24 protein-coding genes are annotated in these 25596 nt (G+C 47.1%); 19 read left to right on the forward strand and 5 right to left on the reverse strand.

Annotated features, from left to right (window positions below):
• The first annotated feature begins 10 nt into the window (after positions 1-10).
• From QMY49_RS00785 to QMY49_RS00795, 3 genes are read left to right on the forward strand one after another with little or no spacing between them, the layout of a single operon-like run.
• Positions 11-589 (forward strand): YecA/YgfB family protein, encoded by a 579-nt coding sequence (locus QMY49_RS00785; RefSeq protein WP_009699857.1) that lies wholly within the window; start codon positions 11-13, stop codon positions 587-589.
• 40 nt (positions 590-629) lie between these two features.
• On the forward strand, positions 630-1808 hold the full coding sequence (gene ubiH / locus QMY49_RS00790) for a 2-octaprenyl-6-methoxyphenyl hydroxylase (protein WP_005449769.1): 1179 nt from the start codon (positions 630-632) through the stop codon (positions 1806-1808).
• 27 nt (positions 1809-1835) lie between these two features.
• Positions 1836-3044 carry an FAD-dependent 2-octaprenylphenol hydroxylase gene (locus QMY49_RS00795; RefSeq protein WP_283312440.1) on the forward strand — a complete coding sequence of 403 codons (1209 nt, stop codon included), beginning with the start codon at positions 1836-1838 and terminating at the stop codon, positions 3042-3044.
• A gap of 78 nt (positions 3045-3122) precedes the next feature.
• On the opposite strand, the gene QMY49_RS00800 is transcribed toward QMY49_RS00795, so the two are convergent.
• The 3 genes from QMY49_RS00800 to ygfZ form a co-directional block, all read right to left on the reverse strand.
• On the reverse strand, positions 3123-3329 hold the full coding sequence (locus tag QMY49_RS00800; RefSeq protein ID WP_005449772.1) for a DUF1107 domain-containing protein: 207 nt from the start codon (positions 3327-3329) through the stop codon (positions 3123-3125).
• Between the two features lie 652 nt (positions 3330-3981).
• Positions 3982-4455, reverse strand: coding sequence for an aminoacyl-tRNA deacylase (locus QMY49_RS00805; protein WP_009698779.1), 474 nt, complete (start codon positions 4453-4455; stop codon positions 3982-3984).
• The gene (ygfZ, locus tag QMY49_RS00810; RefSeq protein ID WP_050903942.1) at positions 4448-5416 is read right to left on the reverse strand and encodes a tRNA-modifying protein YgfZ; all 969 of its coding nucleotides are present in this window, start codon (positions 5414-5416) and stop codon (positions 4448-4450) included. The genes QMY49_RS00805 and ygfZ overlap by 8 nt, the downstream gene beginning before the upstream one ends.
• A gap of 236 nt (positions 5417-5652) precedes the next feature.
• Here ygfZ and QMY49_RS00815 point away from each other — a divergent pair, with 236 nt between their 5' ends.
• Together QMY49_RS00815 and QMY49_RS00820 are read left to right on the forward strand one after the other, a co-directional pair.
• Positions 5653-5913, forward strand: a complete 261-nt coding sequence (locus QMY49_RS00815) for an FAD assembly factor SdhE (RefSeq protein WP_009698777.1) — start codon at positions 5653-5655, stop codon at positions 5911-5913.
• Positions 5861-6301 (forward strand): protein YgfX, encoded by a 441-nt coding sequence (locus QMY49_RS00820; RefSeq protein ID WP_307718074.1) that lies wholly within the window; start codon positions 5861-5863, stop codon positions 6299-6301. The genes QMY49_RS00815 and QMY49_RS00820 overlap by 53 nt, the downstream gene beginning before the upstream one ends.
• A gap of 34 nt (positions 6302-6335) precedes the next feature.
• On the opposite strand, the gene nadB is transcribed toward QMY49_RS00820, so the two are convergent.
• A complete protein-coding gene (nadB, locus tag QMY49_RS00825; RefSeq protein WP_050903941.1) occupies positions 6336-7943 on the reverse strand; it encodes an L-aspartate oxidase in 1608 nt (535 codons plus the stop codon).
• Between the two features lie 558 nt (positions 7944-8501).
• Between nadB and rpoE the strand changes: the two genes are divergently transcribed.
• From rpoE to acpS, 11 genes are all read left to right on the forward strand, one after another.
• Complete coding sequence (gene rpoE / locus QMY49_RS00830; protein WP_005449784.1) at positions 8502-9080, forward strand: RNA polymerase sigma factor RpoE; 579 nt, start codon at positions 8502-8504, stop codon at positions 9078-9080.
• A gap of 26 nt (positions 9081-9106) precedes the next feature.
• Positions 9107-9733: a sigma-E factor negative regulatory protein gene (locus QMY49_RS00835; RefSeq protein ID WP_005449785.1), complete on the forward strand. Its 627-nt coding sequence runs from the start codon at positions 9107-9109 to the stop codon at positions 9731-9733.
• Entirely contained in the window at positions 9730-10695 is a 966-nt protein-coding gene (gene rseB / locus QMY49_RS00840; RefSeq protein WP_005449786.1) for a sigma-E factor regulatory protein RseB, read from the forward strand. Before QMY49_RS00835 ends, rseB begins: the two co-directional genes overlap by 4 nt.
• Positions 10692-11162, forward strand: coding sequence for a SoxR reducing system RseC family protein (locus QMY49_RS00845; protein WP_005449788.1), 471 nt, complete (start codon positions 10692-10694; stop codon positions 11160-11162). The genes rseB and QMY49_RS00845 overlap by 4 nt, the downstream gene beginning before the upstream one ends.
• 127 nt (positions 11163-11289) lie before the next feature.
• On the forward strand, positions 11290-13083 hold the full coding sequence (gene lepA, locus QMY49_RS00850; RefSeq protein WP_017189112.1) for a translation elongation factor 4: 1794 nt from the start codon (positions 11290-11292) through the stop codon (positions 13081-13083).
• Positions 13084-13187: 104 nt separating this feature from the next.
• On the forward strand, positions 13188-14087 hold the full coding sequence (gene lepB / locus QMY49_RS00855; RefSeq protein ID WP_005449792.1) for a signal peptidase I: 900 nt from the start codon (positions 13188-13190) through the stop codon (positions 14085-14087).
• A gap of 20 nt (positions 14088-14107) precedes the next feature.
• Complete coding sequence (gene rnc, locus QMY49_RS00860; RefSeq protein WP_005449793.1) at positions 14108-14785, forward strand: ribonuclease III; 678 nt, start codon at positions 14108-14110, stop codon at positions 14783-14785.
• A complete protein-coding gene (gene era / locus QMY49_RS00865) occupies positions 14778-15740 on the forward strand; it encodes a GTPase Era (RefSeq protein ID WP_005531651.1) in 963 nt (320 codons plus the stop codon). The genes rnc and era overlap by 8 nt, the downstream gene beginning before the upstream one ends.
• Positions 15741-15852: 112 nt before the next feature.
• Complete coding sequence (gene recO / locus QMY49_RS00870; RefSeq protein ID WP_005426504.1) at positions 15853-16584, forward strand: DNA repair protein RecO; 732 nt, start codon at positions 15853-15855, stop codon at positions 16582-16584.
• Positions 16581-17312 (forward strand): pyridoxine 5'-phosphate synthase, encoded by a 732-nt coding sequence (gene pdxJ / locus QMY49_RS00875; RefSeq protein ID WP_005426507.1) that lies wholly within the window; start codon positions 16581-16583, stop codon positions 17310-17312. Before recO ends, pdxJ begins: the two co-directional genes overlap by 4 nt.
• Before the next feature lie 12 nt (positions 17313-17324).
• Entirely contained in the window at positions 17325-17705 is a 381-nt protein-coding gene (gene acpS / locus QMY49_RS00880) for a holo-ACP synthase (protein WP_005426509.1), read from the forward strand.
• Positions 17706-17795: 90 nt separating this feature from the next.
• Here the strand turns inward: acpS and barA are convergent, their stop codons facing one another.
• A complete protein-coding gene (gene barA, locus QMY49_RS00885) occupies positions 17796-20594 on the reverse strand; it encodes a two-component sensor histidine kinase BarA (protein ID WP_017189116.1) in 2799 nt (932 codons plus the stop codon).
• Between the two features lie 192 nt (positions 20595-20786).
• Here barA and rlmD point away from each other — a divergent pair, with 192 nt between their 5' ends.
• The 3 genes from rlmD (at position 20787) to mazG (ending at position 25464) form a co-directional block, all read left to right on the forward strand.
• Entirely contained in the window at positions 20787-22106 is a 1320-nt protein-coding gene (gene rlmD, locus QMY49_RS00890) for a 23S rRNA (uracil(1939)-C(5))-methyltransferase RlmD (RefSeq protein WP_283312451.1), read from the forward strand.
• Positions 22107-22233: 127 nt separating this feature from the next.
• On the forward strand, positions 22234-24453 hold the full coding sequence (gene relA / locus QMY49_RS00895) for a GTP diphosphokinase (RefSeq protein ID WP_005426513.1): 2220 nt from the start codon (positions 22234-22236) through the stop codon (positions 24451-24453).
• Positions 24454-24666: 213 nt separating this feature from the next.
• The gene (gene mazG / locus QMY49_RS00900) at positions 24667-25464 is read left to right on the forward strand and encodes a nucleoside triphosphate pyrophosphohydrolase (RefSeq protein ID WP_009698772.1); all 798 of its coding nucleotides are present in this window, start codon (positions 24667-24669) and stop codon (positions 25462-25464) included.
• Positions 25465-25596 lie beyond the last annotated feature (132 nt).

The following is a 25596-nucleotide window of genomic DNA, read 5'->3' on the forward strand; positions in this document are numbered from 1 at the left end:
AGCCAAGATTATGAGTGAAATCACCCTTCCTGAATACCAATCTATTGCTGCCGAATTGAAATCTGCAAGCCTTGCTGTGACACCAGCAGAGTTGCATGGTCTACTTGTTGGCATGCTCAGTGGTGGATTGGCGATTAACGACCAAACCTGGCAACCAATTCTGTTTGATTACACCAACGAAGGTATGGGCTGGCCATCAAGCGCATTAGCACTGGCACAAAGCGTGTTCCAAGTAACCGTTAACGAGCTAACTGGCACTTCTATGGAGTTGTCTTTGCTGCTTCCTGATGAAGCGGGTGAAGAAGGTTTGTTCGCACTAGCAGATGGTGTGTCTGATTTTGTGAACCACTTTATCTCAGGAATGGGTTTAGCGGGTATTGCGATTGATAAAGCGTCAGACGATGCAAAAGAAGCCTTAGCGGATCTAGAAGAAATTGCCAAACTGGGCATTGATGAAGATGATGATCTAGGCGAGCAAGCACTATTGTTAGAGCAAGTAATCGAACACGTTAAAGCCTGCGTATTAACTATTCATGCAGAGTTTGGTGCTCGTCCTGAAAGCAACGAAAACAAACCAACGATTCATTAATCACTTGTTTCCCATTATCGAATAGCTTCTAGAGGTTAGCATGAGGCAATATGACGTTGTAATTGCTGGTGGAGCCATGGCAGGTGCCACACTTGCGTTGGCAATCGACCGTTTATCTAAAGGCGCGCTGCAAATTGCGGTTGTTGAGCCTTTTAAAGCTCAATCGGATCAACATCCGGGCTTTGATTCGCGCTCGATTGCTTTGTCCTACGGTACCGTTAACATTCTGCGTCACTTGCAGTTGTGGTCTGCTATCGAGCCTTGTGCAACTCCAATTGAACATATTCATGTTTCTGACCGCTCTCATGCGGGCATGACTGAGATTACCAAGCACGAAGTTGGCGTTGAAGCCCTTGGCTACGTAGTGGAACTTGCCGATGTAGGTCGTGTCTACCAAGAGCTCTTGGATAAGAGCAAAGCAATCACTCTGTTTTGCCCTGATTCGGTTGCGAACATCGAGCGTGAGCAAGACAAAGCACACATTGAGTTGAGCAGCGGTGAGAAGCTGGAAGCTAAGTTGCTAGTGGCTGCTGATGGCGCTGTGTCGCAATGTTGCCAGCAAATCGGTTTAGAGCTGTCTGAGCATGATTTCGACCAAGTGGCAGTGATCGCGAATATTGTGACGCAAGAGCCTCATCAAGGTCGCGCTTTTGAACGCTTTACAGAGAATGGTCCAGTCGCACTGTTGCCGATGAGTGATAACCGTATGTCGTTAGTATGGTGTCTGCGTCCTGAAGAAGCGCAAAGCGTCGTGAACTTGTCTGACGCAGAGTTTCTTGAGCGCTTGCAGAACGATTTTGGTTGGCGACTAGGTGCGATGCAGAAAGTCGGACAACGCGCGAGCTATCCGCTTCTTCTGCGTCATCGTAAGCAGAACATTTCACACCGCTTTGCTATTGTCGGCAATGCTGCACAAACGCTTCACCCAATTGCTGGGCAAGGCTTCAACCTTGGTATTCGTGATGTGGCATCATTAGCGGAAGAGGTGGTTAAGCAAGCTGAAGATGCCGGTCGCTACCAAGGTTTGATGCGATTTAGCCAGCGCCGTGAAGATGATCGCAGCGAAACGATTTGGTTAACTAGCTCTCTCGTGCATATTTTCTCAAATGATTTACCGGCGATGCGAATTGGGCGTAACCTTGCTCTCGCAACGATGGATAACCTTTCTACTTTTAAGCAGCCGCTGCTACGCCATACACTTGGTCTAGTGAAACGATAAACGGCAACGAATTAGGTAACAAAAGCAATGATGCAAAGTGTAGATATCGCCATCATCGGTGGTGGAATGGTGGGTTTAGCATTAGCTACCGCTTTTAAGGACAGTGACCTGCGAGTAGCCGTTATCGAAGGTGCAGTGCCAAACGACACCCTAAATGAACTGCCAGATGTACGTGTGTCGGCGTTGAGCCGTTCAAGTGAAACCATCCTTCGCAAGCTTGGTGCTTGGCAAGGTATCGAGCAGCGTCGTGCTTCACCATACCATGCGATGGAAGTGTGGGAGCAAGACAGCTTCGCGAATATCGCATTTGATGCGCAGAGCATGGCTCAACCGGATCTTGGTCATATCGTTGAAAACCGCGTAATTCAATTGGCGCTGCTAGAGCAAGTTCAAAAGCTCGATAACGTGACGCTGTTTATGCCTGCTCGTTGTGCAACGCTTGCGGTGGGTGAGCAAGAAAGCTGGCTAACGCTCGATAATGGTCAAGCTATGACAGCGAAGTTAGTGGTTGGCGCTGATGGTGCAAATTCTTGGCTGCGTAACCAAATGGATATCCCACTAACGCATTGGGATTACGGTCATAGCGCGCTTGTTGCGAACGTGAAAACCGCTGACCCACACAACAGTGTAGCGCGTCAGATCTTTACACCGCAAGGTCCATTAGCTTTCCTTCCAATGTCTGATCCTCACATGTGTTCGATTGTTTGGTCTACCGATCCAAATCGCGCAGAGCAACTGCTGGCGATGAGCGAGCAAGAGTTTAATAAAGCACTGACTAGCGAATTCGATGCACGTTTAGGCTTGTGTGAAGTAGTTGGCGAACGTGCAGCATTCCCACTTAAGATGCGTTATGCGCGTGACTTTGTGGTTGAACGCGTGGCGTTAGTTGGCGATGCTGCCCATACCATTCATCCGCTGGCAGGGCAGGGTGTGAATCTTGGTTTATTAGATGCAGCAAGCTTAGCGCAAGAAGTGTTGGCACTGTGGAAGCAAGGGCAAGACATTGGCACCAAACGTAATCTACGTGGTTACGAGCGTTGGCGTAAAGCCGAAGCGGCGAAGATGATAGCGGCAATGCAAGGCTTCCGTGATCTGTTCTCTGGTGAGAATCCTGCCAAGAAATTGGTTCGTGGTATTGGTTTGAGCCTAGCAGGACAACTGCCGGGTGCGAAAGATGAAATCATGAAGCGTGCATTAGGTTTGAAAGGCAACCTGCCGGAACTAGCGCGTCAATAAACACGTTCTTCGCTTCGCAAACAAAAGATACAAAAAAGGCTGGTTAATCCAGCCTTTCTTTTTACATCGATGTTTAAGCTAAGCGTATGCGCATCTGAGCTTCATAATCTCTTGGTTAATCTCTTTTACTGCCTGAAAGTGACGCTTCTCAGCTTTCTCTGGCAACATCAATTTTCCGTTATCAAACTCGAACTTACCGACTCCGTAAATATAGATTCTTCCTTTAAAAAGACGACTTATGTGTTTAGCAATCATACCTGGTGTATAGCGCTTAAACAGTCTCATATTTACTCTTCCTTATCTCTTACCTAGCCCAGTTATTCTACGTTTTTCGCGTAAAAATTATTGTGACAGCAATAGTATTAAGTGCAGTTGAGGTACTTGGCTTTAGAGATTTGTGCTGTCTTAGACAAATTGACAGAGTCATATCTCAAATAGCGTGAGGATTACCTCAAAAAATCATTGTCGAAGGAACCAGTCCTTGAGCTCTCCTGTTCTTACGTGGTGCATTAAGCAACAGTTTTGTTACAGAAATAAGAATAGAAGGAAAATGATTGTTTGCTAAATGTTTTTACTCAATGGGTTGCATTTTGTTCGTTTTGACGAGGTTGAAACCTCAAATGCATTGCTTTCATTGAGTTAGAGGAAGGAAAAGGAAAAAAGTTCCACGCAAAAAAAAGCCCGCTTCGGCGGGCGAATAGTCACAGATGCATTACACAAAAGTGGACGACTGACTTAATGAACGCTGTCATACAAGTCAGCAGATTCACTTTACGTTGGCTGAGTCGTTGTTGAAAACTTAACCAACGAATTCAGCATATACGAGTTTTTCATTTGTGACTATTTATGTTTTAAAAATGATTAAAAATTCTTGAGTGTAATCGGAGAGATATGAGTGAGATCACGCAGGAGTGAGAATCCTGCGCTTGATTACATGTTAGCGGCAGATATCAGCCACGGTTGGTTGGCACAATTGGATTAGATCATCGATGGATAGCGCTAAGCCTGCCATGCGATCTCCACTGCTTATGGTGATTTCTTTTTCTTCAAGTAAACTTGGGTCAAATACGATCGGCATGTAGCGTTTTAAGAGTAGTGGTGTGACAGTTCCAATCTTGTATCCGGTAATCGCTTCTACGTCTGCTTGATCAACACACGTCATACGACGGCACTGCAGTAATGCGCGCACCTTCTTTGGATCAACACTACGATCACCTGGTGCACAAGCAAGCGCATATTGATTCCCCATATCGCGCAAAAGAATCGCTTTGACCATTTGAGAAGGGCGAATGCCGCGTTGTTGCGCGGCATCCTCAATAGTTGTTGCTGGTCTTTGATGAGGAAGAAGACGGAACTCGATGTTCTGGTCCGCCAAAAACTGCATCAAAGGAGTACGAATGGTATTACTCATCTTCAAGGCTGTACGGCAGTGCTGCGATTTCCCATTCACACTCTGGTTGAGCAACCAAGCGCAGACGAGTGTCATCGTCTAGGTTGTTTGGCAATACAATGAGTCCTATCGCTTGGTTGTCGCTGAATTGGTAATGCGTGAGCAATGCGCCTACTGAACGCCAGTTTTCACCAACGCTACGCTCCAGTTCAATCGCACCTTCACCTAAGGCTTCAGCAGTTGCACCTTTAACAATGTACATTGCACGTTTGTTGGTGCCGCGGTATTTCGCGCGCGCTACGGTTTCTTGACCTGTGTAGCAGCCTTTCGTAAAGCTGATGCCCCCCAGCGCTTGTACGTTTAGTGCTTGTGGAATGTGCTCGTTTTGCGCATCAGCTGCCACGTATGGTAGTGCTGCTTCAATATCGAAACGAGTCCAAAGCTCGTGAGTAGTCAGCGTTGCTTTGCTGTCTTCTAATAACGATTGTGCTGCTTCTGCTGTAAGCGCAAGCAACCAGCGGTTTGTAGCCACTTTGACTGCAGTGCCACCAGCCACAGTACGCACGTCGCCAGAATCAGCATTTAATGTTGAGATGAACGCATCTGCATTCTCACCAGCAACACCCAGCACGATGTCGTTTGATTCTTCGATGGTCACTTTCGAGAACACCGCGTACTTTTTGATTTCTTTCAGTTCTACTTCAATCGCTGATTTCGGCTGAACCATTGCATAGCCATCGTTATGGTGGAATAGGCGGAAGATGCTCCATACTTTACCTTTTGCATCACAATGGGCACCCAACATTGATTGGTCTTTCTCAAGAGAAACCACATCGCAGGTAACTTGACCGTGTAGGTATGACTTTTTGTCGTCCCCGACCATGGTGATCATGCCCAGATTATCCAATAGCGAGATAGACAGCTCAGGTAGTGCGTCTTGTGTCGATAGGTTCAGCGGTGAAAAGCGAGTTTGCCATTCCATGATTACAATGCCTTTTGAAGATATTTTTCAGCTATGTTAATTGCAGAATTGGCATTTGTCAGCACTCAATATAACCACGCAATTTTAAGGTGTTTGGCTTTGCTGAACGTTTGTTTATTAAATGCGTTCAGGATTTGCAGCGACTTGGCTACATATTGTGACCCGCACACTAGTGACGTTGCACATCCCTTGTTACACTCCGCACTAAGAACAAGACATCTATGAAGGAATACTGAATGTACACTGCGGAAGAAAAGGCGCGTATTAAATGGGCTTGTCGTCGTGGCATGCTTGAGCTTGACGTGGTGATTATGCCGTTTTTTGAAGAGTGCTTTGAAGCACTGAATGAACAAGAGCAGCGTGATTTTGTCTCATTATTAGAATGTGATGACCCAGATCTGTTTACTTGGGTGATGGGACACGGTCGCAGCGAAAACCTAGGTCATGCATCGATGGTTGATAAAATTGTCGCGCACAACCTCAGCAAGGTTCGTTAATCTCAAGGTTAACACTTCTCTGTACGCCCAAATTGCCAACCAACTTCTTCTCCTAGGTTGCGTTTGGGCGCTTATCTGCTCTGCTATCCCACTCGTCTTATCAACTTATCTGTTATTACTGATTCTTCGCTGCCAAATGCAGGGCGGTTTTGTCGTGCCTTCTGCTCGTGGTGGCTGGTATTTACATCGTGATGGCACGGTACGTAATGACAAGCAAACCTCTACATTATCGAGCGTTGATGTGTCGGCGGCGATGTTCAAAGTCACGTTTGAATTAACGTCGGGTGAAAAAGTCACGATTTGGCGAGACAGTTGTGAAGACGTGGCATATCGTCAACTGTGTTTGATATTACGACAATGGAAAATGGGAGCCGAAGCTCCCATTTGATCTTATATCTGACTCTTACTTTTTAGTGTCAGTGCTATTTGTTTGGCGTAAGAATTGTTGGACCACTATTTTCTAGCTGATTTGGATAATCCAAGGTGTAGTGCAGACCACGACTCTCTTTACGCTGCATCGCGCAACGCACCATTAGCTCTGCGACTTGCAGCAGGTTACGTAGCTCTAGCAAGTTGTTTGATACGCGGAAGTGACTGTAGTACTCATGCGTCTCTTGTTGCAGCATCTGAATACGACGCAGTGCGCGTTCAAGACGTTTATCGGTACGAACGATACCCATGTAATCCCACATAAATAGGCGCAGCTCATGCCAGTTATGTTGGATGATCACTTCTTCATCACTGTTGGTCACTTGGCTTTCATCCCAACATGGAACCTGCGATGCTAGTTCTACTTCGCTGTGATGTTTAAGAATGTCTTTGGCTGCCGACCATGCGTAAACCACACACTCAAGTAGTGAGTTCGATGCCATACGGTTCGCGCCGTGCAAGCCTGTATAGCTCACTTCACCAATCGCATAGAGGTTCTTCAGGTCGGTATGACCATTTTGATCGACCATGACGCCGCCGCATGTGTAGTGCGCCGCAGGTACAATTGGGATCGGCTCTTTAGTCATGTCGATACCCAAATCCATCAAACGAGAGTAGATAGTTGGGAAATGCTTAGTAATGAAATCCGCAGGCTTATGGCTGATATCGAGATACATGCAATCAGCACCTAAGCGCTTCATTTCGAAGTCGATCGCGCGAGCCACGACATCACGTGGAGCAAGCTCTTTACGCTCGTCGAAATCCGGCATAAAACGTGAACCGTCTGGACGACGTAAATACGCCCCCTCACCACGCAATGCTTCAGTCAACAAGAAGTTACGTGCTTCTGGGTGGTAAAGACAGGTTGGGTGGAATTGGTTGAACTCTAGGTTCGCAACACGACAACCTGCACGCCACGCGATTGCGATACCATCACCAGATGACACGTCTGGGTTAGAAGTGTATTGGTAAACTTTGGAAGCGCCGCCCGTTGCGAGAACAACAAATTTAGCGCGAACAGTTTCAACTTGTTCTTCGTTGCGGTTCCAAATATAAGCGCCAATGATCTTGTTTTTGTCGCCGCCGATTTTATCTTCGGTGATCAAATCCAGAGCATTATGGCGCTCAAGAACATGAATGTTTGGGTGGCTGTGTGCATTGTCTTGTAGAGAGGTTTGCATTGCCATGCCAGTGGCATCAGCAGCGTGCAAAATACGTCGACGGCTGTGACCGCCTTCGCGAGTTAAGTGATAACGTGGCTCCTCGTCAGAATCATCATCTTCACGATCGAATGGTACACCACCATCAATCAACCACTGTACACACTCTTTTGAGTTTTCTGCGATGAACTTAACGGTCTCTTCATCACAGATTCCATCCCCGGCAATTTGCGTATCTTCAACGTGAGACTCAATGGTGTCCGACTCATCAAATACGGCAGCGATACCACCTTGCGCGTAATACGTTGCGCCTTCGCTGCGCGGTCCTTTACTTAGAACCATTACCTTACAGTGGTTTGCGACACGCAAAGCCAACGACAAGCCCGCGGCGCCACTCCCTACCACTAACACATCACATTCATGTTCACGATTTGTGTTCATATTACTTTTACAATCCCAAGCTAAGGTAACAAGGCTACCTTGTGTATATTTTGCACACCATGTGCATTCCATTAACGCGACATCCGTCGCTAAGGGCTAAGTTGGGAGACGTATCGAAATCGGCGTTACCTTGGTGACTTCAGCCACTCTTATTTTGCCATGCCTTGGGCATGCAGATGCTTCCTGAGTTTTGTTTGTAACGCGATGTTCTGATAGCCATTAGCCATGCAAATGAAAAGTAATAGTTTGTCAATGCCATTGCTTTTCTATGCTCTACCCAGCACAATCTGGGACAGAGATCATCCATTATACCCATTTCCCCACCAGTATGCTCGCTTGTCAAAACGAGACTTAAGTCGGACGAGGAGCGGGATTTGGCTAGTGACATCACACTGTGAAAAAACAATGACAAAAAATTTGAGAAACCATGGAACTTTCTCATTCACGTCAGGGTCACAATAGTGCTCAAGTAAGCAGTGGTGTCAATACTACGTTTTGCATAATTAGTACCCATATCTGAGAAGAGTAGGGGCATAACAAATAGGAGTATCCGCTCGAATGAACGAGCAGCTGACCGATCAAGTATTGATTGAGCGAGTTCAGAATGGCGATAAGCAAGCATTCAACCTGCTGGTAACAAAGTACCAGAACAAGGTATGTAACCTTATCTCCAGATACGTAAGTAATCCTGGCGATGTTCCAGATGTAGCACAAGAAGCGTTTATCAAGGCTTACCGAGCTATCCCTAGTTTTCGTGGGGAGAGTGCGTTTTACACGTGGCTGTATCGCATTGCAGTGAATACTGCGAAAAATCACATCGTTGCTCAAGGTCGTAGACCACCTGCAACAGACGTTGATGCTGAAGAAGCTGAATTTTACGAAACAGGTAATGCACTTAAAGAAATTTCGAACCCTGAGAACTTAACGTTGTCCAAAGAATTGCAACGGGTAGTGTTCAGTGCAATCGAAGCCTTACCTGAAGATTTAAAAACCGCAATGACTCTGCGCGAGCTTGATGGCTTGAGCTACGAGGAAATTGCTGAAGTAATGGATTGCCCGGTGGGAACGGTACGATCGCGTATCTTCCGTGCTCGTGAGGCGGTGGAAAAGAAAATCAAACCTCTTTTGCAGCGCTAGTACAAGTGATAACTATGGTGAAAATAATGGCTGACAAAGAAAAACTTTCAGCTCTCATGGATGGAGAATTGGTCGATAAGGCTTTAATTCAAGAATTAGAGCAAGACCAAGAGAGCCGTGATGCTTGGCAGAACTATCACCTGATTGGTGATGTGATGCGAGGCGAAGCGCCAGCAAAGCCTGAGTGGAATATTGCTGAAAGCGTAGCGTTAGCGTTAGAAGACGAGCCTGTGCATCGTGCTATCGATTCGCGCAGTGCTAACGTAATTTCAATTAACGACGCGCCAAAAGAGTCGCAACCAGAGCCACAAAAAGCGAAACGCCAGTTGCCTGCATGGTTGACTCAGTTTGGTCAAGTTGCCGTTGCTGCGTGTGTGTCACTTGTTGTGATATTAGGCGTTCAACAGTACGGCGGTAGCGACCCAATGTCGCCGCAAGCTGACCAACTTCCTGTGCTTCAGACTGTGCCATTTGCGGGCAGCGCTGAACCAGTAAGCTTGACGCGTGAATCCGTAGAGCGTTCCGTTGGTGAAGCAAATATGCAAGAGCAACGCAAACGCGTTCATGCTATGCTTCGTGACTACGAACTGCAGCTAAGAATTAACAGTGATGCGTCTCAACAAGATGCACATCTGACACCGGATATTGAATGAAAAAATTTCTGATCAGCGCTTGCGCTCTGTTCAGTCTGATGTCTTCGCAAGCCTTTGCTGGTGATAAGCCAGCGGAGGCTTTATTGCATCAAATGAGCGAGGCGAGCAAGAATTTAAGCTACGAACTCTCTTATATCCTTATCAAAAAGAACAGCATTGAACCTTTGCTGTATCGTCACGCGACTCACGACAAAGACCAGTACGCACATCTTGTGTATTTGAGTGGTCCTGTACGTGAAGTGATCCGTCGCGGCACAGAAGTAAGCTATATCGAAACTGGCGCAGAACCGTTTACCATCGAATCGGGTAAAATGGTTGCTCCAATCATGCCGATGCTGAACGCTAACATCGACGAGCTAAACTTGTACTACGACTACGTAAAAGTAGGTCGTGCCCGTGAAGCGGGTGTTCCAACACAAGTGCTACGCATCGTGCCAAAAGATGGGCTACGTTACTCTTACGTATTGTGGATTGATGAGAAGAGTAAACTGCCACTGCGTGCTGATCTCGTTGATCGTGATGGTGAAATGCTTGAGCAGTACCGTACTATTTCTTACTCAGTGAACCCTAAGATTGGTGAACTGATGAGTGGTTTGGAAGAGGTTCAATTACCCGCGGTTCTGACAATGCCAAAAGGCGATATCGGTACCAGTAACTGGACCGTGGGTTGGACACCGGAAGGGTTCCATCCAAATGAACTGAACCGTTACCGCATGGCAGTGACTGACCAAATGGTAGAAAGCCAACTTTACTCTGATGGACTATTTAGCTTTTCAGTGTATGTAGCTGACAAAGACGAGCACTCGTTGAAAGGTCAACTGGTTCGTCAAGGTCGCCGTACATTGCACAGCTTTGTCAGCGGCAACCATGAAATCTCAGTTGTTGGTGATATTCCGCCGGCAACGGCTCAGCGTATCGCACAATCGGTCACTTTTAATGTAACAAAGAGTGAAGTGCAATGATGACTGCATTGGCTACCGTGACGGGCGTTCACCGTCACGGTCAGCAATATGATGTCGATATCAGCTGCGAGCAACAGACCAGTTGCAGCAGTTGTTCATCGCAAAAAAGCTGCGGCACAGGCGTGGTTACCAAAGCGATCGGTAACAAAACGCTGTCGTGGCATTTGCGTACTCCAAAATCCGTCAAAGTTGGTCAGGTCGTGGAAATTGGTTTCCCCGAAGCAAGCCTTATCAAATCAGCTATGGCGGTCTACCTTCTTCCTTTGTTTGGCTTGATTCTCGGTGCTGTAATTGGCAACTTCCTGCTAGTACCTTTAACCGCAGGCGGTGAGGGCATTACCATCCTAGCGTCGGTATTGTTCGCAGCAGGTGGTATGTGGCTCGCAAAACGTGTGTCACGCCCACTAGAAGATGAGTCAAAACGCCAAGTCACCCTCATTCGAGTTCTCGGTGAACCTATTCAATAAGTTCTAGACTTTAAATAAGGTGCGCCCGTTAACGAAATTGGGTAGAATCTGCCAACTTGATTGAAATGCCGTCAACAGACGGCTTTCTTACTGTCCCTATTTGTAAAGAGTTAGTCACCCTAAATCTATGAAGCACATTCGTAACTTTTCGATTATCGCCCACATCGACCATGGTAAGTCGACCCTATCTGACCGTCTAATCCAAGTTTGTGGTGGATTAAGCGATCGTGAAATGGCCGCACAGGTTCTGGATTCTATGGATCTTGAACGTGAGCGTGGTATCACCATCAAATCTCAGAGTGTGACGCTGAACTACACCGCTAAAGACGGCGAAACGTACCAGTTGAACTTCATCGATACTCCGGGACACGTTGACTTTGCGTACGAAGTATCACGTTCTCTAGCTGCTTGTGAAGGCGCGCTACTGGTGGTTGACGCAGGTCAGGGTGTAGAGGCTCAAACCCTAGCTAACTGTTACACCGCAATCGAAATGGATCTAGAGGTTGTGCCAATCCTGAACAAGATTGACCTACCAGCTGCCGATCCCGAGCGTGTAGCGGAAGAAATTGAAGAGATCGTTGGTATCGATGCAATGGAAGCAACCCGCTGTTCTGCGAAGACAGGTCTAGGTGTTGACGACGTTCTAGAAAACATCGTATCAGCAATTCCAGCACCAGAAGGTGATCCAGAGGCGCCACTTCAAGCGCTGATCATCGACTCATGGTTCGATAACTACCTTGGCGTTGTTTCTTTGGTTCGTATTAAAAACGGTTCACTGAAGAAAAACGACAAGATCAAAGTAATGAGCACAGGTCAAACTTGGGGTGTGGATCGTCTAGGTATCTTCACGCCTAAGCAAGTGGACACTGATGTTCTGCGTACTGGCGAAGTAGGCTGGGTAGTTTGTGGTATCAAAGACATCCTAGGCGCACCAGTAGGTGATACGCTGACGCTAGCGAAAAACGGCAGCGAGAAGCCACTTCCAGGCTTTAAGAAAGTAAAACCTCAGGTATACGCGGGTCTGTTCCCAGTATCTTCTGATGATTACGAAAACTTCCGTGACGCACTAGGTAAACTTAGCCTAAACGATGCATCGCTATTCTACGAGCCAGAAAACTCAGCAGCACTAGGCTTTGGTTTCCGTTGTGGTTTCCTAGGCATGCTGCACATGGAAATCATCCAAGAGCGTCTAGAGCGTGAATACGACCTCGACCTGATTACAACGGCACCAACGGTAGTTTACGAAGTAGAGCAAACTAACGGTGAGACTCTATACGTTGATAGCCCTGCAAAACTGCCAGCGGTTAACGACATCGAAGAGATCCGTGAGCCTATCGCGCGCTGTAACATCCTAGTGCCAGCGGACTACCTAGGTAACGTAATCACACTATGTGTTGAGAAGCGTGGCGTTCAGGTGGACATGGTTTACCACGGTAACCAAGTTGCGATCACTTACGACATCCCAATGGCAGAAGTGGTACTGGACTTCTTCGACCGTTTGAAGTCGACATCACGTGGCTACGCGTCTCTGGATTACAACTTCCAACGCTTTGAAGCATCGAACATGGTACGTGTAGACGTACTACTGAACGGCGACAAAGTGGATGCGCTAGCGCTGATTACGCATAAAGATCAGTCTCAGACTCGTGGTCGTCAGCTTGTTGAGAAAATGAAAGAGTTCATTCCTCGTCAGATGTTCGACATCGCGATCCAAGCGGCTATTGGTAACCACATCATCGCACGTTCTACAGTGAAACAGCTACGTAAGAACGTAATCGCGAAATGTTACGGTGGTGACGTGAGCCGTAAGAAGAAACTTCTGAAGAAACAGAAAGAAGGTAAGAAACGTATGAAGCAGATCGGTAACGTAGAGCTGCCTCAAGAAGCGTTCCTAGCAATTCTTCACGTTGGTAAAGACTAGAGTTGAACTATCTCGTGCTCTTGTCTGTCATAAGACGTTAGATAGTAAAATAAGTGAAAGGGTTTCGGCTCTTTCACTTTCGTATTTTTAGATAAGGGAATTTAATGGCGAATACATTCTCACTGATTCTAGTTATCGTGACTTTGGTAACTGGCGTAGTTTGGCTACTAGAAAAGCTGGTGTTTGCGAAAAAACGTCAAGCGAAAGTAGCGGAGATCCAAGCGCAAACAACCAATGGTCTGGATGCGGTGACGCTACAAAAAGTAGAAAGCCAACCGTGGTGGGTAGAGAACAGCGTTTCTATCTTCCCAGTGATTGCATTCGTATTGGTATTACGTTCTTTTATCTATGAACCGTTCCAAATCCCTTCAGGCTCAATGATGCCAACCCTACTAGTAGGTGACTTCATTTTGGTGGAGAAATACGCGTACGGATTGAAAGATCCGGTATGGCGCACGCAGCTAGTGGAAACTGGCAAGCCTGAGCGTGGCGACATCGTGGTATTCAAGTACCCACCACAGCCAAACGTTGACTACATTAAACGTGTGGTAGGTTTGCCTGGTGATACCGTTCGTTACTCTGCGGATAAGCAGGTATGTATTCAATCGAAAGGTGAGTCATCTTGTAAGCCAGTTAAGCTGAACAATGTTGAAGAAAGTCAATTCATCCAAAACGGTATTCCTCTGATTCAGATGAATGAAAAACTGGGTGAAGTTGAGCACCAAATTTTGGTGAACCCATTAACTCGTGACCGCGTGCAGAACTACCAACCACGTCCAGGTGTTAACGAGTGGGTTGTACCACAAGGTCAGTACTTCGTTATGGGTGATAACCGTGACAACAGTGCTGACAGCCGTTACTGGGGCTTTGTTCCAGAAGCAAACTTAGTCGGTAAAGCTGTTGCGATCTGGATCAGCTTCGAGTTTGATCGTGGCGCAGATAGTGTTCTACCTTCATGGATTCCAACTGGTGTGCGTTTTAACCGCGTCGGTGGCATTCACTAACCATTACATATCGAGAGAGTATGAATTCTCCAATTGAGAAACTAGAGAGAAAGCTCGGCTACCAATTTAAGGATGCTGGGCTTATCAACTTGGCGCTGACTCACCGCAGCGCCAACAGCAAGCATAATGAACGTCTTGAGTTTCTGGGCGATTCAATTTTAAGTTTTGTCATCGCTGATGATCTGTACCATCGTTTCCCGAAAGTGAACGAAGGTGACATGAGCCGTATGCGCGCGACCTTGGTTCGTGGGCACACATTGGCGGAACTGGGTCGTGAATTCGATCTAGGAGATTATTTAAAATTAGGTCCAGGTGAATTGAAGAGTGGCGGTTTCCGCCGAGACTCTATTCTAGCCGATGCGGTAGAAGCCATTATTGGTGCGATTTACCTTGATAGTGATATTGAACAAGTTCGCGGCATTGTACTGAGCTGGTACAACTCGCGTCTTGAGGCGATCAAGCCTGGCGTATCACAAAAAGATCCAAAAACTCGCCTACAAGAGTTCCTGCAAGGCAGAAGAAAACCGCTGCCTGTCTACACAGTGACTAATATTAAAGGTGAAGCGCACAACCAAGAGTTCACGGTTGAGTGTGACGTAGCAGGTGTGGATAAGCCTGTAATCGGTAAAGGCACCAGCCGCCGCAAGGCAGAACAAGCGGCTGCAGAAACGGCACTTGAGCAATTAACGAATGGCTGATAACGAATTCGATATCGATGCGTTTTTCGCATCACACGGTGAAGTAAGTTCACCAGAAAACCAACACTGTGGCTTCATTGCGATTGTTGGTCGTCCAAACGTAGGTAAATCGACACTTCTGAACAAAATCTTGGGTCAGAAGATTTCAATCACGTCTCGTAAACCGCAGACGACGCGTCACCGCATCATGGGTGTGGACACAGACGGCGATTACCAAGCGATCTACGTAGATACACCAGGGCTTCACATTGAAGAGAAGCGCGCGATTAACCGTTTGATGAACCGTGCGGCAAACTCATCTCTAAGTGATGTGAACCTAGTGTTCTTCTTGGTGGATGGTACGCACTGGACGAACGACGACGAGATGGTGCTGACTAAGCTTCAGAAGTCGAACTTCCCTGTTGTACTTTGTGTGAACAAAGTAGACAACGTGCAAGATCGTAATGAAGTGATGCTGCACATGATGGACATGTCGAAGAAGATGGATTTCGTTGACGTTGTGCCAATCTCTGCAAAACACGGTAAGAACATTGAAGTACTGCGCAAGCACGTACGCGATCACCTACCGAAAGCAACGCACCACTTCCCAGAAGAATACGTGACGGACCGCTCTCAGCGTTTCATGGCATCAGAAATCGTACGTGAGAAGTTAATGCGCTTCACGGGTGATGAGCTGCCATACTCAGTAACAGTAGAGATTGAGCGCTTCGACTACAACCCAGAAACCGACGGTTTCCATATCAACGCCCTAATTCTTGTTGAACGTAATGGTCAGAAGAAAATGGTTATTGGTAAAGGCGGCGAGAAGATCAAGACAATTGGTCGTGAAGCGCGTCTAGATATGGAAGAGCTATTCGGTCGTAAGGTTTACCTAGAGACTTGGGTAAAAGTGAAATCTGGTTGGGCAGATGACGAACGTGCTCTGCGCTCACTAGGTTACATCGACGACCTGTAAGTTTGGGAACGAAGACACTTCGTTCCAACATCGACTAAAATATAATATCGATTAAAATAAGGAGCCGCTTGGCTCCTTATTTTTTATTACCGACTTAGGCACACACATTGAAATGAGCAACCAGTCTTCAGAAGGCTTCCAGCGCTGCTTTGTATTGCACCGACGCCCTTACAGTGAATCGAGCTTAATCCTTGATGTATTCAGCGAGGAGTATGGTCGTATCACGTTGATGGCGAAAGGTGCGCGCAGCAAACGCTCTAATCTTAAAGGGGCATTACAGCCCTTCACGCCACTATTGCTGAAATGGTCTGGCAAAGGCTCTATGAAAACCTTACGTCAGGCTGAGCCAATCAGTTTGGGTTTGCCGTTGTTCGGGATAAACCTTTACTCCGCAATGTACGTAAATGAATTAGTCGGGCGCGTGTTAATGGCGGAAGTGCCGATGCCTGCGCTGTTTCATGATTATCTGCATGCACTAACGGAATTGGCTCAGAGTGATAACCCTGAACCGGGGTTGCGTCGTTTTGAATTGGCCCTGCTGTCTTCAATGGGTTATGGCGTCGATTTCTTACACTGCGCCGGGACGGGGGAGCCAGTCGATCCTGAGATGACTTACCGCTATCGTGAGCAAAAGGGATTCATCGCCTCAGTGAGGCGCGATAACCTGACATTTTTAGGTAATGAATTGATTGCGATTAGTGAACGGCGGTTCGTCACTAAAGAGCAATTAAAAGCGGCGAAACGCTTTACACGTATGGCATTAAAGCCGTATCTTGGCGGCAAACCTTTAAAAAGTCGCGAATTATTCATTCAGACATATCGAGCACGGAGTAACGGAAAATGAGCTCAATCTACTTAGGCGTTAATATCGACCATATTGCCACTCTACGTAATGCACGTGGTACTAAATACCCAGATCCAGTTCATGCTGCTGAGATCGCAGAGCGTGCCGGTGCTGACGGTATTACCATCCACCTACGTGAAGACCGTCGCCACATTCTAGATCGTGACGTTCGCATCTTACGTGAAACCATTCAAACTCGTATGAACCTTGAAATGGCAGTAACGGACGAGATGGTTGAGATTGCGCTACAAACTAAGCCTGAGTTCGTTTGTCTGGTTCCTGAAAAACGTGAAGAGTTGACAACAGAAGGTGGTCTGGATGTTGTAGGTCAACTTGAGAAAGTGAAAGCGGCAACGCAAAAACTGACCGAAGCGGGCATCAAAGTATCTCTATTTATTGATGCTGACCGTCAACAGATCGATGCGGCAAAAGCTTGTGGCGCACCTTACATTGAGCTTCACACTGGTCACTACGCAGACGCGACAACAGAAGAAGATCAGCAAGATGAGCTGAAGAAGATCGCAGCTGGCGCGAGCTACGCTGATGACCTAGGTATCATCGTAAACGCAGGTCACGGTCTGACTTACCACAACGTTGCACCAATCGCGGCACTGCCAGAAATCTACGAGCTGAACATCGGTCACTCGATCATTGGTCGTGCGGTTTTCGATGGTCTAGAAAAATCTGTGGCAGAAATGAAAGCCATCATGGTTGCGGCTCGTAAGTAATCAGATTTAATCATGGCAATTTTAGGATTAGGCACTGACATCGCAGAGATTGAGCGCATTGAAAAAGCGCTCGGTCGAACGGGGGAGCCCTTCGCAAAGCGCATTTTGTCGCAAGATGAAATGATAAAGTTTGCTGAACTGAAGCAAAAAGGGCGCTACCTTGCGAAGCGTTTCGCAGTAAAAGAGGCTGCCTCAAAAGCGCTAGGTACAGGCATCGCAAAAGGCGTGACCTTCCATGATTTTACAGTTTCGAATGATGAGTTCGGTAAACCGATATTGACCTTATCCGGTGTGGCGAAGCAAATCGCCGAGTCGATGGGCGTCAATCATGTTCATCTGTCGATTTCGGATGAACGTCATTACGCGGTCGCGACGGTGATTTTTGAATCCTAACTTAGCCTGATTACGGATTAATAACCGAATACGAAAAAGCCAGAGTCGATGCTCTGGCTTTTTTATGTCTCTGATTTATTTCGTTATTTTCTACTGTTCAAGATAGAGTTTCGCCGTCGTGGTGACTTTAATCATTTCATCTTGCAGTTCGAACATTTCCGGTTCGATGTCTTCGATGTCAGCGCCCGAGCGCAGTGCTTGTTCCAAGGTTGCACACAGAGACTTTAATCTCGGCACGCCACAGTAAGAGCTGCTGCCGTGAAGTTTATGTACCACATGGATAAGATCATCACGCGAGAAGTCTTCTTGTTCTAATGCTTGATCGACCACTTCTTCCACCTCAGGAATAAAATCAATCAGCATGCGCAGCATGTCTTTGGCTAAATCTTCTTTGTTGGCACTTTGTTTCAATGCCGCTTGCCAGTCGATGATGACATCTTGCTGTGGCTTTTCTGGCGCTGATGGCGCAGTTTCCACAACTGGTTCGACATAGGATGGCGCAATTTTATCGACACTCTCAGTACAGGTATTTGGGTTCCAGTGGACCAAAACCTGTTGCAGTACATGCTCTTCGATTGGTTTGGTTAGGTAGTCATCCATCCCCGCTGCTAATAGTCGGTCACGCTCGCCTGCCATGGCATGCGCGGTCACCGCAATTACTGGGGTATCTTTGTTAAGCTCTAGCTCTTTAATGTGCTGACAAGCCGTCACGCCGTCCATCAATGGCATTTGAATGTCCATGAAGATCAGGTCGTATTTCTTCTCAGTCGCGAGATTCACCGCTTGCTGACCATTGCTACATGCCGTTACCGTTTCTACACGCTCTTTCAATAGCGCAGAGATCAGTTTCAAGTTAGCTGGGTTATCGTCGACGGCAAGCACCGTCAGTGGTAAGCGTTCATTCACCACTGGCTCAATTGGTGCAATCACCGCTTGAGGCGTTTCGACGTGATCCGTTATTAGGCTTTGTAGAAGCTTGCGACGTGATAATGGCTTGGTCAGACATTGGATCTGATGATCGTTCATCACTTGATCTGCCAGTGCCAGTTCGGTACTCGGCGTACCCATGATCACACTCGGCGCCATGCGTTTGGCTTGTTCAATCCAAGCCGCTACCGATTGATCATCGTAGGTTTGGTTGGCAGCCAAGTTCAACAAGACGTAATCGTAGTTCTCGTCGTTCTCTGGCAGTGAAGAGCGGTAGGTCACCAGAATGCCTTCTTGGCTCAGGATCTGCTGTGTCACTGACGCCGCTTGCATGTTTGGTTCAACCAACAGCAATTGCTTACCAGTTAGTAGTTCGACTTCAATCAGATCGCTCATTGGCATTTCAGTTGAGTGCAAGCGAACCGTAAACCAGAAGGTTGAACCTTGGTGTAGGCGACTGGTTAGACTGATTTCGCCGCCCATCTGGCTTACTAGTTTCTGAGTGATAACCAGACCCAGACCGGTACCACCATAGCGACGTGAAATACTTGCATCCGCTTGGCTAAACGCTTGGAACAACTGCGCTTGCTGACGTTCTGAGATACCAATACCAGTATCGCGCACCATGAATTGCAGTTCGACCGAATCACCGGATTGTGAACGCATCTCAACGCTGATGTCGATATTACCGCGCTCAGTAAATTTGATGGAGTTACCAACCAAGTTAGTAAGGATTTGTTGGATACGAAGCGGGTCACCCACCAAGCCTTGCGGGATCTTCGGATCCACTTTCAAGGTGATTTCCAAACCTTTCTCGTGCGCGCTGGTGGCTTGTAGGTTGATTACTTCTTCTAAGCTTTCACGGAATTCAAATGGAATGTTTTCCAGCGCCAACTTACCGGCTTCCAGTTTCGAGAAGTCGAGGATGTCGTTGATGATGTTCAGTAGGTTGTTTGCGGACTTCTCAATGGTCTGCAAGTAATCCGTTTGGCTGTTCGATAGCTGTGTTTTCAGCATCTGGCGGGTAAAGCCAATCACACCATTCAGCGGAGTACGAAGTTCGTGAGACATGTTCGCCAAGAATTCGGATTTCACACGTGCTGCTTCTTGGGCACGCTTCTTCGCGATGTCCAACTCCACGTTCTGAATCTCTAGCTGTTCCAGAGTCTCACGCAAGTCTGATGTCGCTTGGTCTATACTGTGCTGCATCTCAACGTGGTATTCCGACAGCGAGACCGCCATGGCGTTGATACCGTTTTTCAACTGGTCCAACTCACCGTGCATTTTACCTTCGATACGTACATCAAGGTGACCACGACGAATGCGGTCAACAACGTTCTTCATGTGAGTGATCGGTTGGGTTACGTCATGCATTAGACGAGAGGCGAACACACTCGCGAGACCAAGACCGAGGATCAACACCAAGAACGCAGAGAACACTTCTTGGTATTGCTGCAATCGAAGTGACGAAAGATCCATTTCCACTGCGATGTAGCCGATGGCTTTTGTGCCCTGATTCTCATTTGAGAGCTCCGAAAGATAGTGACCTTCAGATAGAATCGGCACGCGCAGAATAAGCGAGTTATCGAAGATTTCCGAATTGCCTAATTGAGGGATAGGCTTATCCTTCGGGAACATCAGAGCTTCAAAATTGGGGTGGAAGTTAGAAGTGACGAAAAGCTCATGATTTTCATCGAACACCGCGATACTACGAACCAGTTTTGAGTTCTTGCGGTGGGCGTAACTGATAAGGCGACGAACGGCTTCGCGACTTTCGGAAAGTAGGTGAGTTTCACTGGCAATCGCAAGCGGTTCGATAATGCTATTGCCTGTGGTGATAACTTGTTTCTCGAGGTCTTGGTAGCGGTTAAATGAGAAAAAGCCGCTCAGTAATAAACCAATAATGAGAGTGGGAGCGAGAGTTAGTGTAATTACACGTGCTCTTAAGCCATATCTGGTCATGTTATCTAATTACATCGGAGTCTGGATATGGGAAAATAACGCATTATTTCTCAAGCGCACGATAAAGCCTTGAGCAAAGAAGTGACGTCACCGGATAAATGGTAAGCATAATCAAGTCACTCGAATCACACAACGGCTGCAATCAAGAATAGTGAAGCAGTAGAGCAATTAGACACAAATCAGGCACAGAGCATGGCACGTATCTTTCAACCTAAAAAGAAAACGCAACTGAATACCCGTCACCAAGCGGTACAAGTAGAGCGTTTGGATCACCACGGCGCAGGCATTGCTTACCTTAAGAAGAAACCATTGTTTATTGATGGTGCGCTACCGGGTGAGGAGGTGGTAACCCAATTGGTGGAAGAAAAGAGCAAATTCGCTCGCGGTAAGTTGATTAAAATCCTTAAACCGAGTGACGCTCGCGTGGAGCCATTTTGTCCGCACTACCATGAATGCGGTGGCTGTGACCTACAGCATTTGAACTATGACCAACAATTGACGCACAAGCAGCAAACGCTTCGCCAGTTGATGAGAAAATTTGCCGGCAGTGATATCGAGTTGGATGCGCCTGTATTGGGTGAGTCTCTTGGCTACCGTCGCCGTGCTCGTGTGAGCTTGTTCGTAGATAAAAAGACTCGTCAGTTGCACTTTGGTTTCCGTAAGAAACAGAGTAAGCAAATCGCGCAAGTGACAGACTGCCCAGTGCTCGCGCCTGAGTTGAATGTGCTATTGCCAGAAATCTACTCGACGTTAAAAGCGTTTAAGAAGCCAGAGCAACTTGGTCACGTAGAGTTGGTGCTAGGCGACAATGGTCCATGCGTAACATTGCGTCATCTGAGCAAATTGACTGAAAAAGAAACCAACACCTTGGTGGAATTAGCGAAGCGTCACCATGCATCGCTCTACTTGATGCCAGAAACGGATCAGCTTGATTTGATTGAAGGTGAAGTGCCTTTCTATCAAGAAGTGGGTGTCACCGTGCCATTTACGCCAAATAACTTTATTCAAGTGAACCAAGCGGTAAACCAGAAAATGGTCGCTCAGGCAGTAGAGTGGTTAGACCCACAAAGTGATGAACGAGTGTTAGATTTGTTCTGTGGCCTGGGTAACTTCAGTTTGCCTATTGCGAAACGTGCAAAACACGTGGTTGGCGTAGAAGGCGTGGCAGAAATGGTGGAAAAGGCGGCAAATAATGCATCTTTGAACCAAATCAATAACGCGCAATTTTATCACGCTAACCTTGAGCAGGATTTTGAAGGGCAAGTTTGGGCGGCTGAACAATTCGACAAAGTGCTGCTTGATCCGGCACGTGCGGGCGCGAGTGGGATCATCGATCAAGTTTCTGCGCTTGGCGCACAGCGTGTAGTTTATGTTTCGTGTAATCCTGCTACCCTTGCAAGGGATAGCCAGAGCTTGCTGGAGCAAGGCTACCAATTGACCAAATTAGGTATGCTGGACATGTTCCCTCATACCAGCCATCTAGAATCGATGGCACTGTTTGAAAAGTCCTGATAATTGGGACTTTGTTGATCACTTACACGTGGTGGGTGGTCAATAAGCCAACGCTTAAAGCTTGGCGAAAGAACTAACCTGGATGGTGTTAGTCAAACCACACAAATATAATAATTAGGATGATGAGATGGTTGCGGTAAGAAGCGCGCATTTAAACCAAGATGAACAGTTTGAACTTGAAAACTGGGTGGCTAGCCTAGGTCAAGAGAAGAACACAGCGAAACGCTTAACCGAAGTGTATCGTGACTGCCAATCTGTGTTGGCGGATAACGAACAGGCGGAGCTTTTGTTGTGGCGTGGACGAGAGATGATCGAAATCTTGATCACCTTGTCGATGGACAAAGCGACACTTGTCGCGGCGCAACTGTTCCCTTTGGTCTCAAGTGGTGCTTTTGATAGAGAGCTCCTTGAGGAAAAATACAGCAAAGAAATCATTAAGCTGATCGATGGTGTCGACGAAATGGCGGCAATTGGTCAACTAAATGTAACAATGGATGGTGGTGCTGCCTCGTCTCAAGTAGATAACGTTCGTCGCATGCTGTTGGCAATGGTGGATGATTTCCGCTGCGTGGTCATCAAGCTGGCGGAACGTATCTGCAACCTGATTGAAGTAAAAAAAGCGCCGGACGAAGTTCGTCGTGCTGCGGCAAAAGAGTGTGCAAACATCTATGCGCCTCTGGCAAACCGCCTTGGTATTGGTCAGTTGAAGTGGGAAATCGAAGATTACGCCTTCCGCTACCAACAACCAGAAACCTACAAGCAAATCGCGAAGCAATTGGCTGAGCGTCGTATTGTCCGTGAACAATACATCAAAGACTTTGTCGACGACCTTACCCAAGAAATGACCGTATGCGGCATCAACGCAGAAGTCAGTGGTCGTCCAAAGCACATCTACAGTATCTGGCGCAAAATGCAGAAGAAGAGTCTGGCGTTTGATGAATTATTTGACGTACGAGCAGTACGTATCATCGCTGACAAACTTCAAGACTGTTATGCCGCTCTAGGTGTGGTTCACACCAAATACAAACACCTACCAAGCGAGTTCGACGATTACGTAGCGAACCCGAAACCAAACGGCTACCAGTCTATCCATACCGTGATTCTTGGACCTGAAGGCAAGACCATTGAGATCCAGATTCGTACTAAAGAGATGCACGAAGATTCTGAGCTAGGTGTTGCTGCGCACTGGAAATACAAAGAAGGTGCAAGCAGCCGCAGCGGTTACGATGAGAAGATCACATGGCTACGTAAGCTACTCGATTGGCAAGAAGAGATGTCTGACTCTGGCGAGATGTTGGACGAGCTACGTAGTCAGGTATTTGATGACCGCGTGTATGCCTTTACCCCACGTGGCGATGTTGTCGACCTACCAATGGGCGCAACACCGCTCGATTTCGCTTACCACATTCACTCCGAAGTGGGTCACCGTTGTATCGGCGCTAAAGTTGCGGGTCGTATTGTACCGTTCACCCATAAACTGCAAATGGGTGATCAGGTTGAAATCATCACCCAGAAAGAACCAAACCCTTCACGTGACTGGTTGAACCCGACTCTGGGCTTTGTGACGTCGAGCCGAGCACGTGCGAAAATCAACGCATGGTTCCGCAAACAAAGTCGTGAGAAGAACCTAGAAGCGGGTCGTGAAATCCTAGAGCACGAATTGGCGAAAATTGGCGCGACATTGAAAGACGCAGACCAGTACGCGCTGAAACGCTTTAACGTCAACAGCGCCGATGAGTTGTATGTTGGTATTGGTAGTGGTGACTTGCGCATCAACCAGATCATCAACCACATCAACGCGTTGGTAAACAAACCAACCGCGGAAGAGGAAGACCAGCAAGCGCTAGAAAAACTGCAAGAAGCAGAAAATCGCGCGCCAGCGCAAAGCCGTCCGAAGAAAGATGCTGTTGTGGTAGAAGGTGTCGATAACCTAATGACACACCTAGCGCGCTGTTGTCAGCCGATCCCAGGTGATGAGATCTCAGGTTACATCACTCAAGGTCGTGGTATTTCGGTGCACCGTAGTGACTGTGAGCAACTAGAAGAACTTCGTCATCACGCACCAGAACGTATCATTGATACCGTCTGGGGGAGCGGCTTTGTCGGCTCTTACATCTTGACGGTTCGTGTTGAAGCGATGGAGCGTGGTGGTCTACTAAAAGACATCACAACGCTATTTGCGAACGAGAAAATCAAAGTCACCAGCATGAAGAGTCGCGTCGATTACCGCACGCAAATGTCGATCATGGACTTTGACCTTGAAGTGACCAACCTTGAGGTGTTCTCACGCGTTTCGAAACGTGTTGAGCAGATCAAGGATGTAATGTCGGTGAAACGCTTAGGCTAACTTTCACGTCGTACTTGTCACTTTTACTGCGTTAACTGCGTTTTCTTGCTCCATCACATAGGCGAGCTATGCTCAGGAGTCGCGAAAACTTGTTGCCTTGTCAAAGTAACAATTACTTAGTGAAAGCCGCTGAGAAAATAAAATAATCTAGAAGGTGAGTGGTTTTGGCTGCTCACCTTTTTCTTTAGATAGAAAGGTTTAAAGGAACAGAAAATGAGTCATCCAATTGAACAGTTAGAACAAATCATGGCGAAGTTGCGTGACCCAGAAAGCGGTTGCCCTTGGGACTTAAAGCAGACCTTCGACACCATTGTTCCTCACACTATTGAAGAAACCTACGAAGTGGTGGATGCGATTCAAAACCGCGATTGGTCGAACTTGCAAGAAGAGTTGGGGGACTTATTGTTCCAAGTGATTTTCTACAGCCAAATGGCGAAAGAGCAGGGATTGTTCGAGTTTTCTGATGTGGTGGAAACCGTTAACGAGAAGCTGACGCGTCGTCACCCGCATGTTTTTTCAGAAGTAGAATTCGATTCTGAAGAAGCGATTAACGCCAACTGGGAAGCGGAAAAAGCCAAAGAGAAAGCACAATTAGGCAAAGCTGAAGAAAGTATCCTAGACTCAATACCAAACTCTCTACCTGCGCTTTCGCGTGCTACAAAGATCCAGAAAAAGTGCGCAAAATTCGGCTTTGATTGGGACTCGCTTGGTCCCGTTGTCGGAAAAGTGCAGGAAGAAATTGAAGAGGTAATGGAAGAAGTGCTTCAAATTACTCCGGATGAGGAGAAAGTTGAACTCGAATTAGGCGATCTTTTATTTGCTACCGTGAACCTATCTCGTCACCTAGGGAAAGACCCTGAAGTGGCACTGGCAAAAGCCAACTTAAAGTTCTCGAAACGCTTTAAAGGCGTGGAAACTAAAGTTGCAGCGCACGGTAAACAGCTGGCAGACTTTACTCTAGATGAACTCGATTCCATGTGGGATGAAGTGAAACGAGAAGAGCGAAGCTGAAATTGCATGAATACTCGACTTTGATTTGAAGCAAAAAATAAAAAATTACGGTGTGATAGATTTCACGTTGTGGCGGTTAGGAGCTTCTGGTATATTTACGTCCCGTCCAGAAGCACTCCATTTCCCTCATTC

Source organism: Vibrio harveyi (genome assembly GCF_030060435.1).
Lineage (GTDB): Bacteria > Pseudomonadota > Gammaproteobacteria > Enterobacterales > Vibrionaceae > Vibrio > Vibrio harveyi.

Bases quoted from the DNA above. Each gene is read 5' to 3' on its own strand.
- QMY49_RS00835 (WP_005449785.1), top strand. From the start codon at position 9,107: ATGGCTGACAAAGAAAAACTTTCAGCTCTCATGGATGGAGAATTGGTC.
- lepA (WP_017189112.1), top strand. From the start codon at position 11,290: ATGAAGCACATTCGTAACTTTTCGATTATCGCCCACATCGACCATGGT.
- era (WP_005531651.1), top strand. From the start codon at position 14,778: ATGGCTGATAACGAATTCGATATCGATGCGTTTTTCGCATCACACGGT.
- QMY49_RS00805 (WP_009698779.1), bottom strand. From the start codon at position 4,455: ATGAGTAATACCATTCGTACTCCTTTGATGCAGTTTTTGGCGGACCAG.
- pdxJ (WP_005426507.1), top strand. From the start codon at position 16,581: ATGAGCTCAATCTACTTAGGCGTTAATATCGACCATATTGCCACTCTA.
- rlmD (WP_283312451.1), top strand. From the start codon at position 20,787: ATGGCACGTATCTTTCAACCTAAAAAGAAAACGCAACTGAATACCCGT.
- rpoE (WP_005449784.1), top strand. From the start codon at position 8,502: ATGAACGAGCAGCTGACCGATCAAGTATTGATTGAGCGAGTTCAGAAT.
- relA (WP_005426513.1), top strand. From the start codon at position 22,234: ATGGTTGCGGTAAGAAGCGCGCATTTAAACCAAGATGAACAGTTTGAA.
- nadB (WP_050903941.1), bottom strand. From the start codon at position 7,943: ATGAACACAAATCGTGAACATGAATGTGATGTGTTAGTGGTAGGGAGT.
- QMY49_RS00785 (WP_009699857.1), top strand. From the start codon at position 11: ATGAGTGAAATCACCCTTCCTGAATACCAATCTATTGCTGCCGAATTG.
- mazG (WP_009698772.1), top strand. From the start codon at position 24,667: ATGAGTCATCCAATTGAACAGTTAGAACAAATCATGGCGAAGTTGCGT.
- recO (WP_005426504.1), top strand. From the start codon at position 15,853: ATGAGCAACCAGTCTTCAGAAGGCTTCCAGCGCTGCTTTGTATTGCAC.
- rseB (WP_005449786.1), top strand. From the start codon at position 9,730: ATGAAAAAATTTCTGATCAGCGCTTGCGCTCTGTTCAGTCTGATGTCT.
- QMY49_RS00815 (WP_009698777.1), top strand. From the start codon at position 5,653: ATGTACACTGCGGAAGAAAAGGCGCGTATTAAATGGGCTTGTCGTCGT.
- ubiH (WP_005449769.1), top strand. From the start codon at position 630: ATGAGGCAATATGACGTTGTAATTGCTGGTGGAGCCATGGCAGGTGCC.
- lepB (WP_005449792.1), top strand. From the start codon at position 13,188: ATGGCGAATACATTCTCACTGATTCTAGTTATCGTGACTTTGGTAACT.
- barA (WP_017189116.1), bottom strand. From the start codon at position 20,594: ATGACCAGATATGGCTTAAGAGCACGTGTAATTACACTAACTCTCGCT.
- acpS (WP_005426509.1), top strand. From the start codon at position 17,325: ATGGCAATTTTAGGATTAGGCACTGACATCGCAGAGATTGAGCGCATT.
- rnc (WP_005449793.1), top strand. From the start codon at position 14,108: ATGAATTCTCCAATTGAGAAACTAGAGAGAAAGCTCGGCTACCAATTT.
- QMY49_RS00820 (WP_307718074.1), top strand. From the start codon at position 5,861: ATGCATCGATGGTTGATAAAATTGTCGCGCACAACCTCAGCAAGGTTC.
- QMY49_RS00800 (WP_005449772.1), bottom strand. From the start codon at position 3,329: ATGAGACTGTTTAAGCGCTATACACCAGGTATGATTGCTAAACACATA.
- QMY49_RS00845 (WP_005449788.1), top strand. From the start codon at position 10,692: ATGATGACTGCATTGGCTACCGTGACGGGCGTTCACCGTCACGGTCAG.
- QMY49_RS00795 (WP_283312440.1), top strand. From the start codon at position 1,836: ATGATGCAAAGTGTAGATATCGCCATCATCGGTGGTGGAATGGTGGGT.
- ygfZ (WP_050903942.1), bottom strand. From the start codon at position 5,416: ATGGAATGGCAAACTCGCTTTTCACCGCTGAACCTATCGACACAAGAC.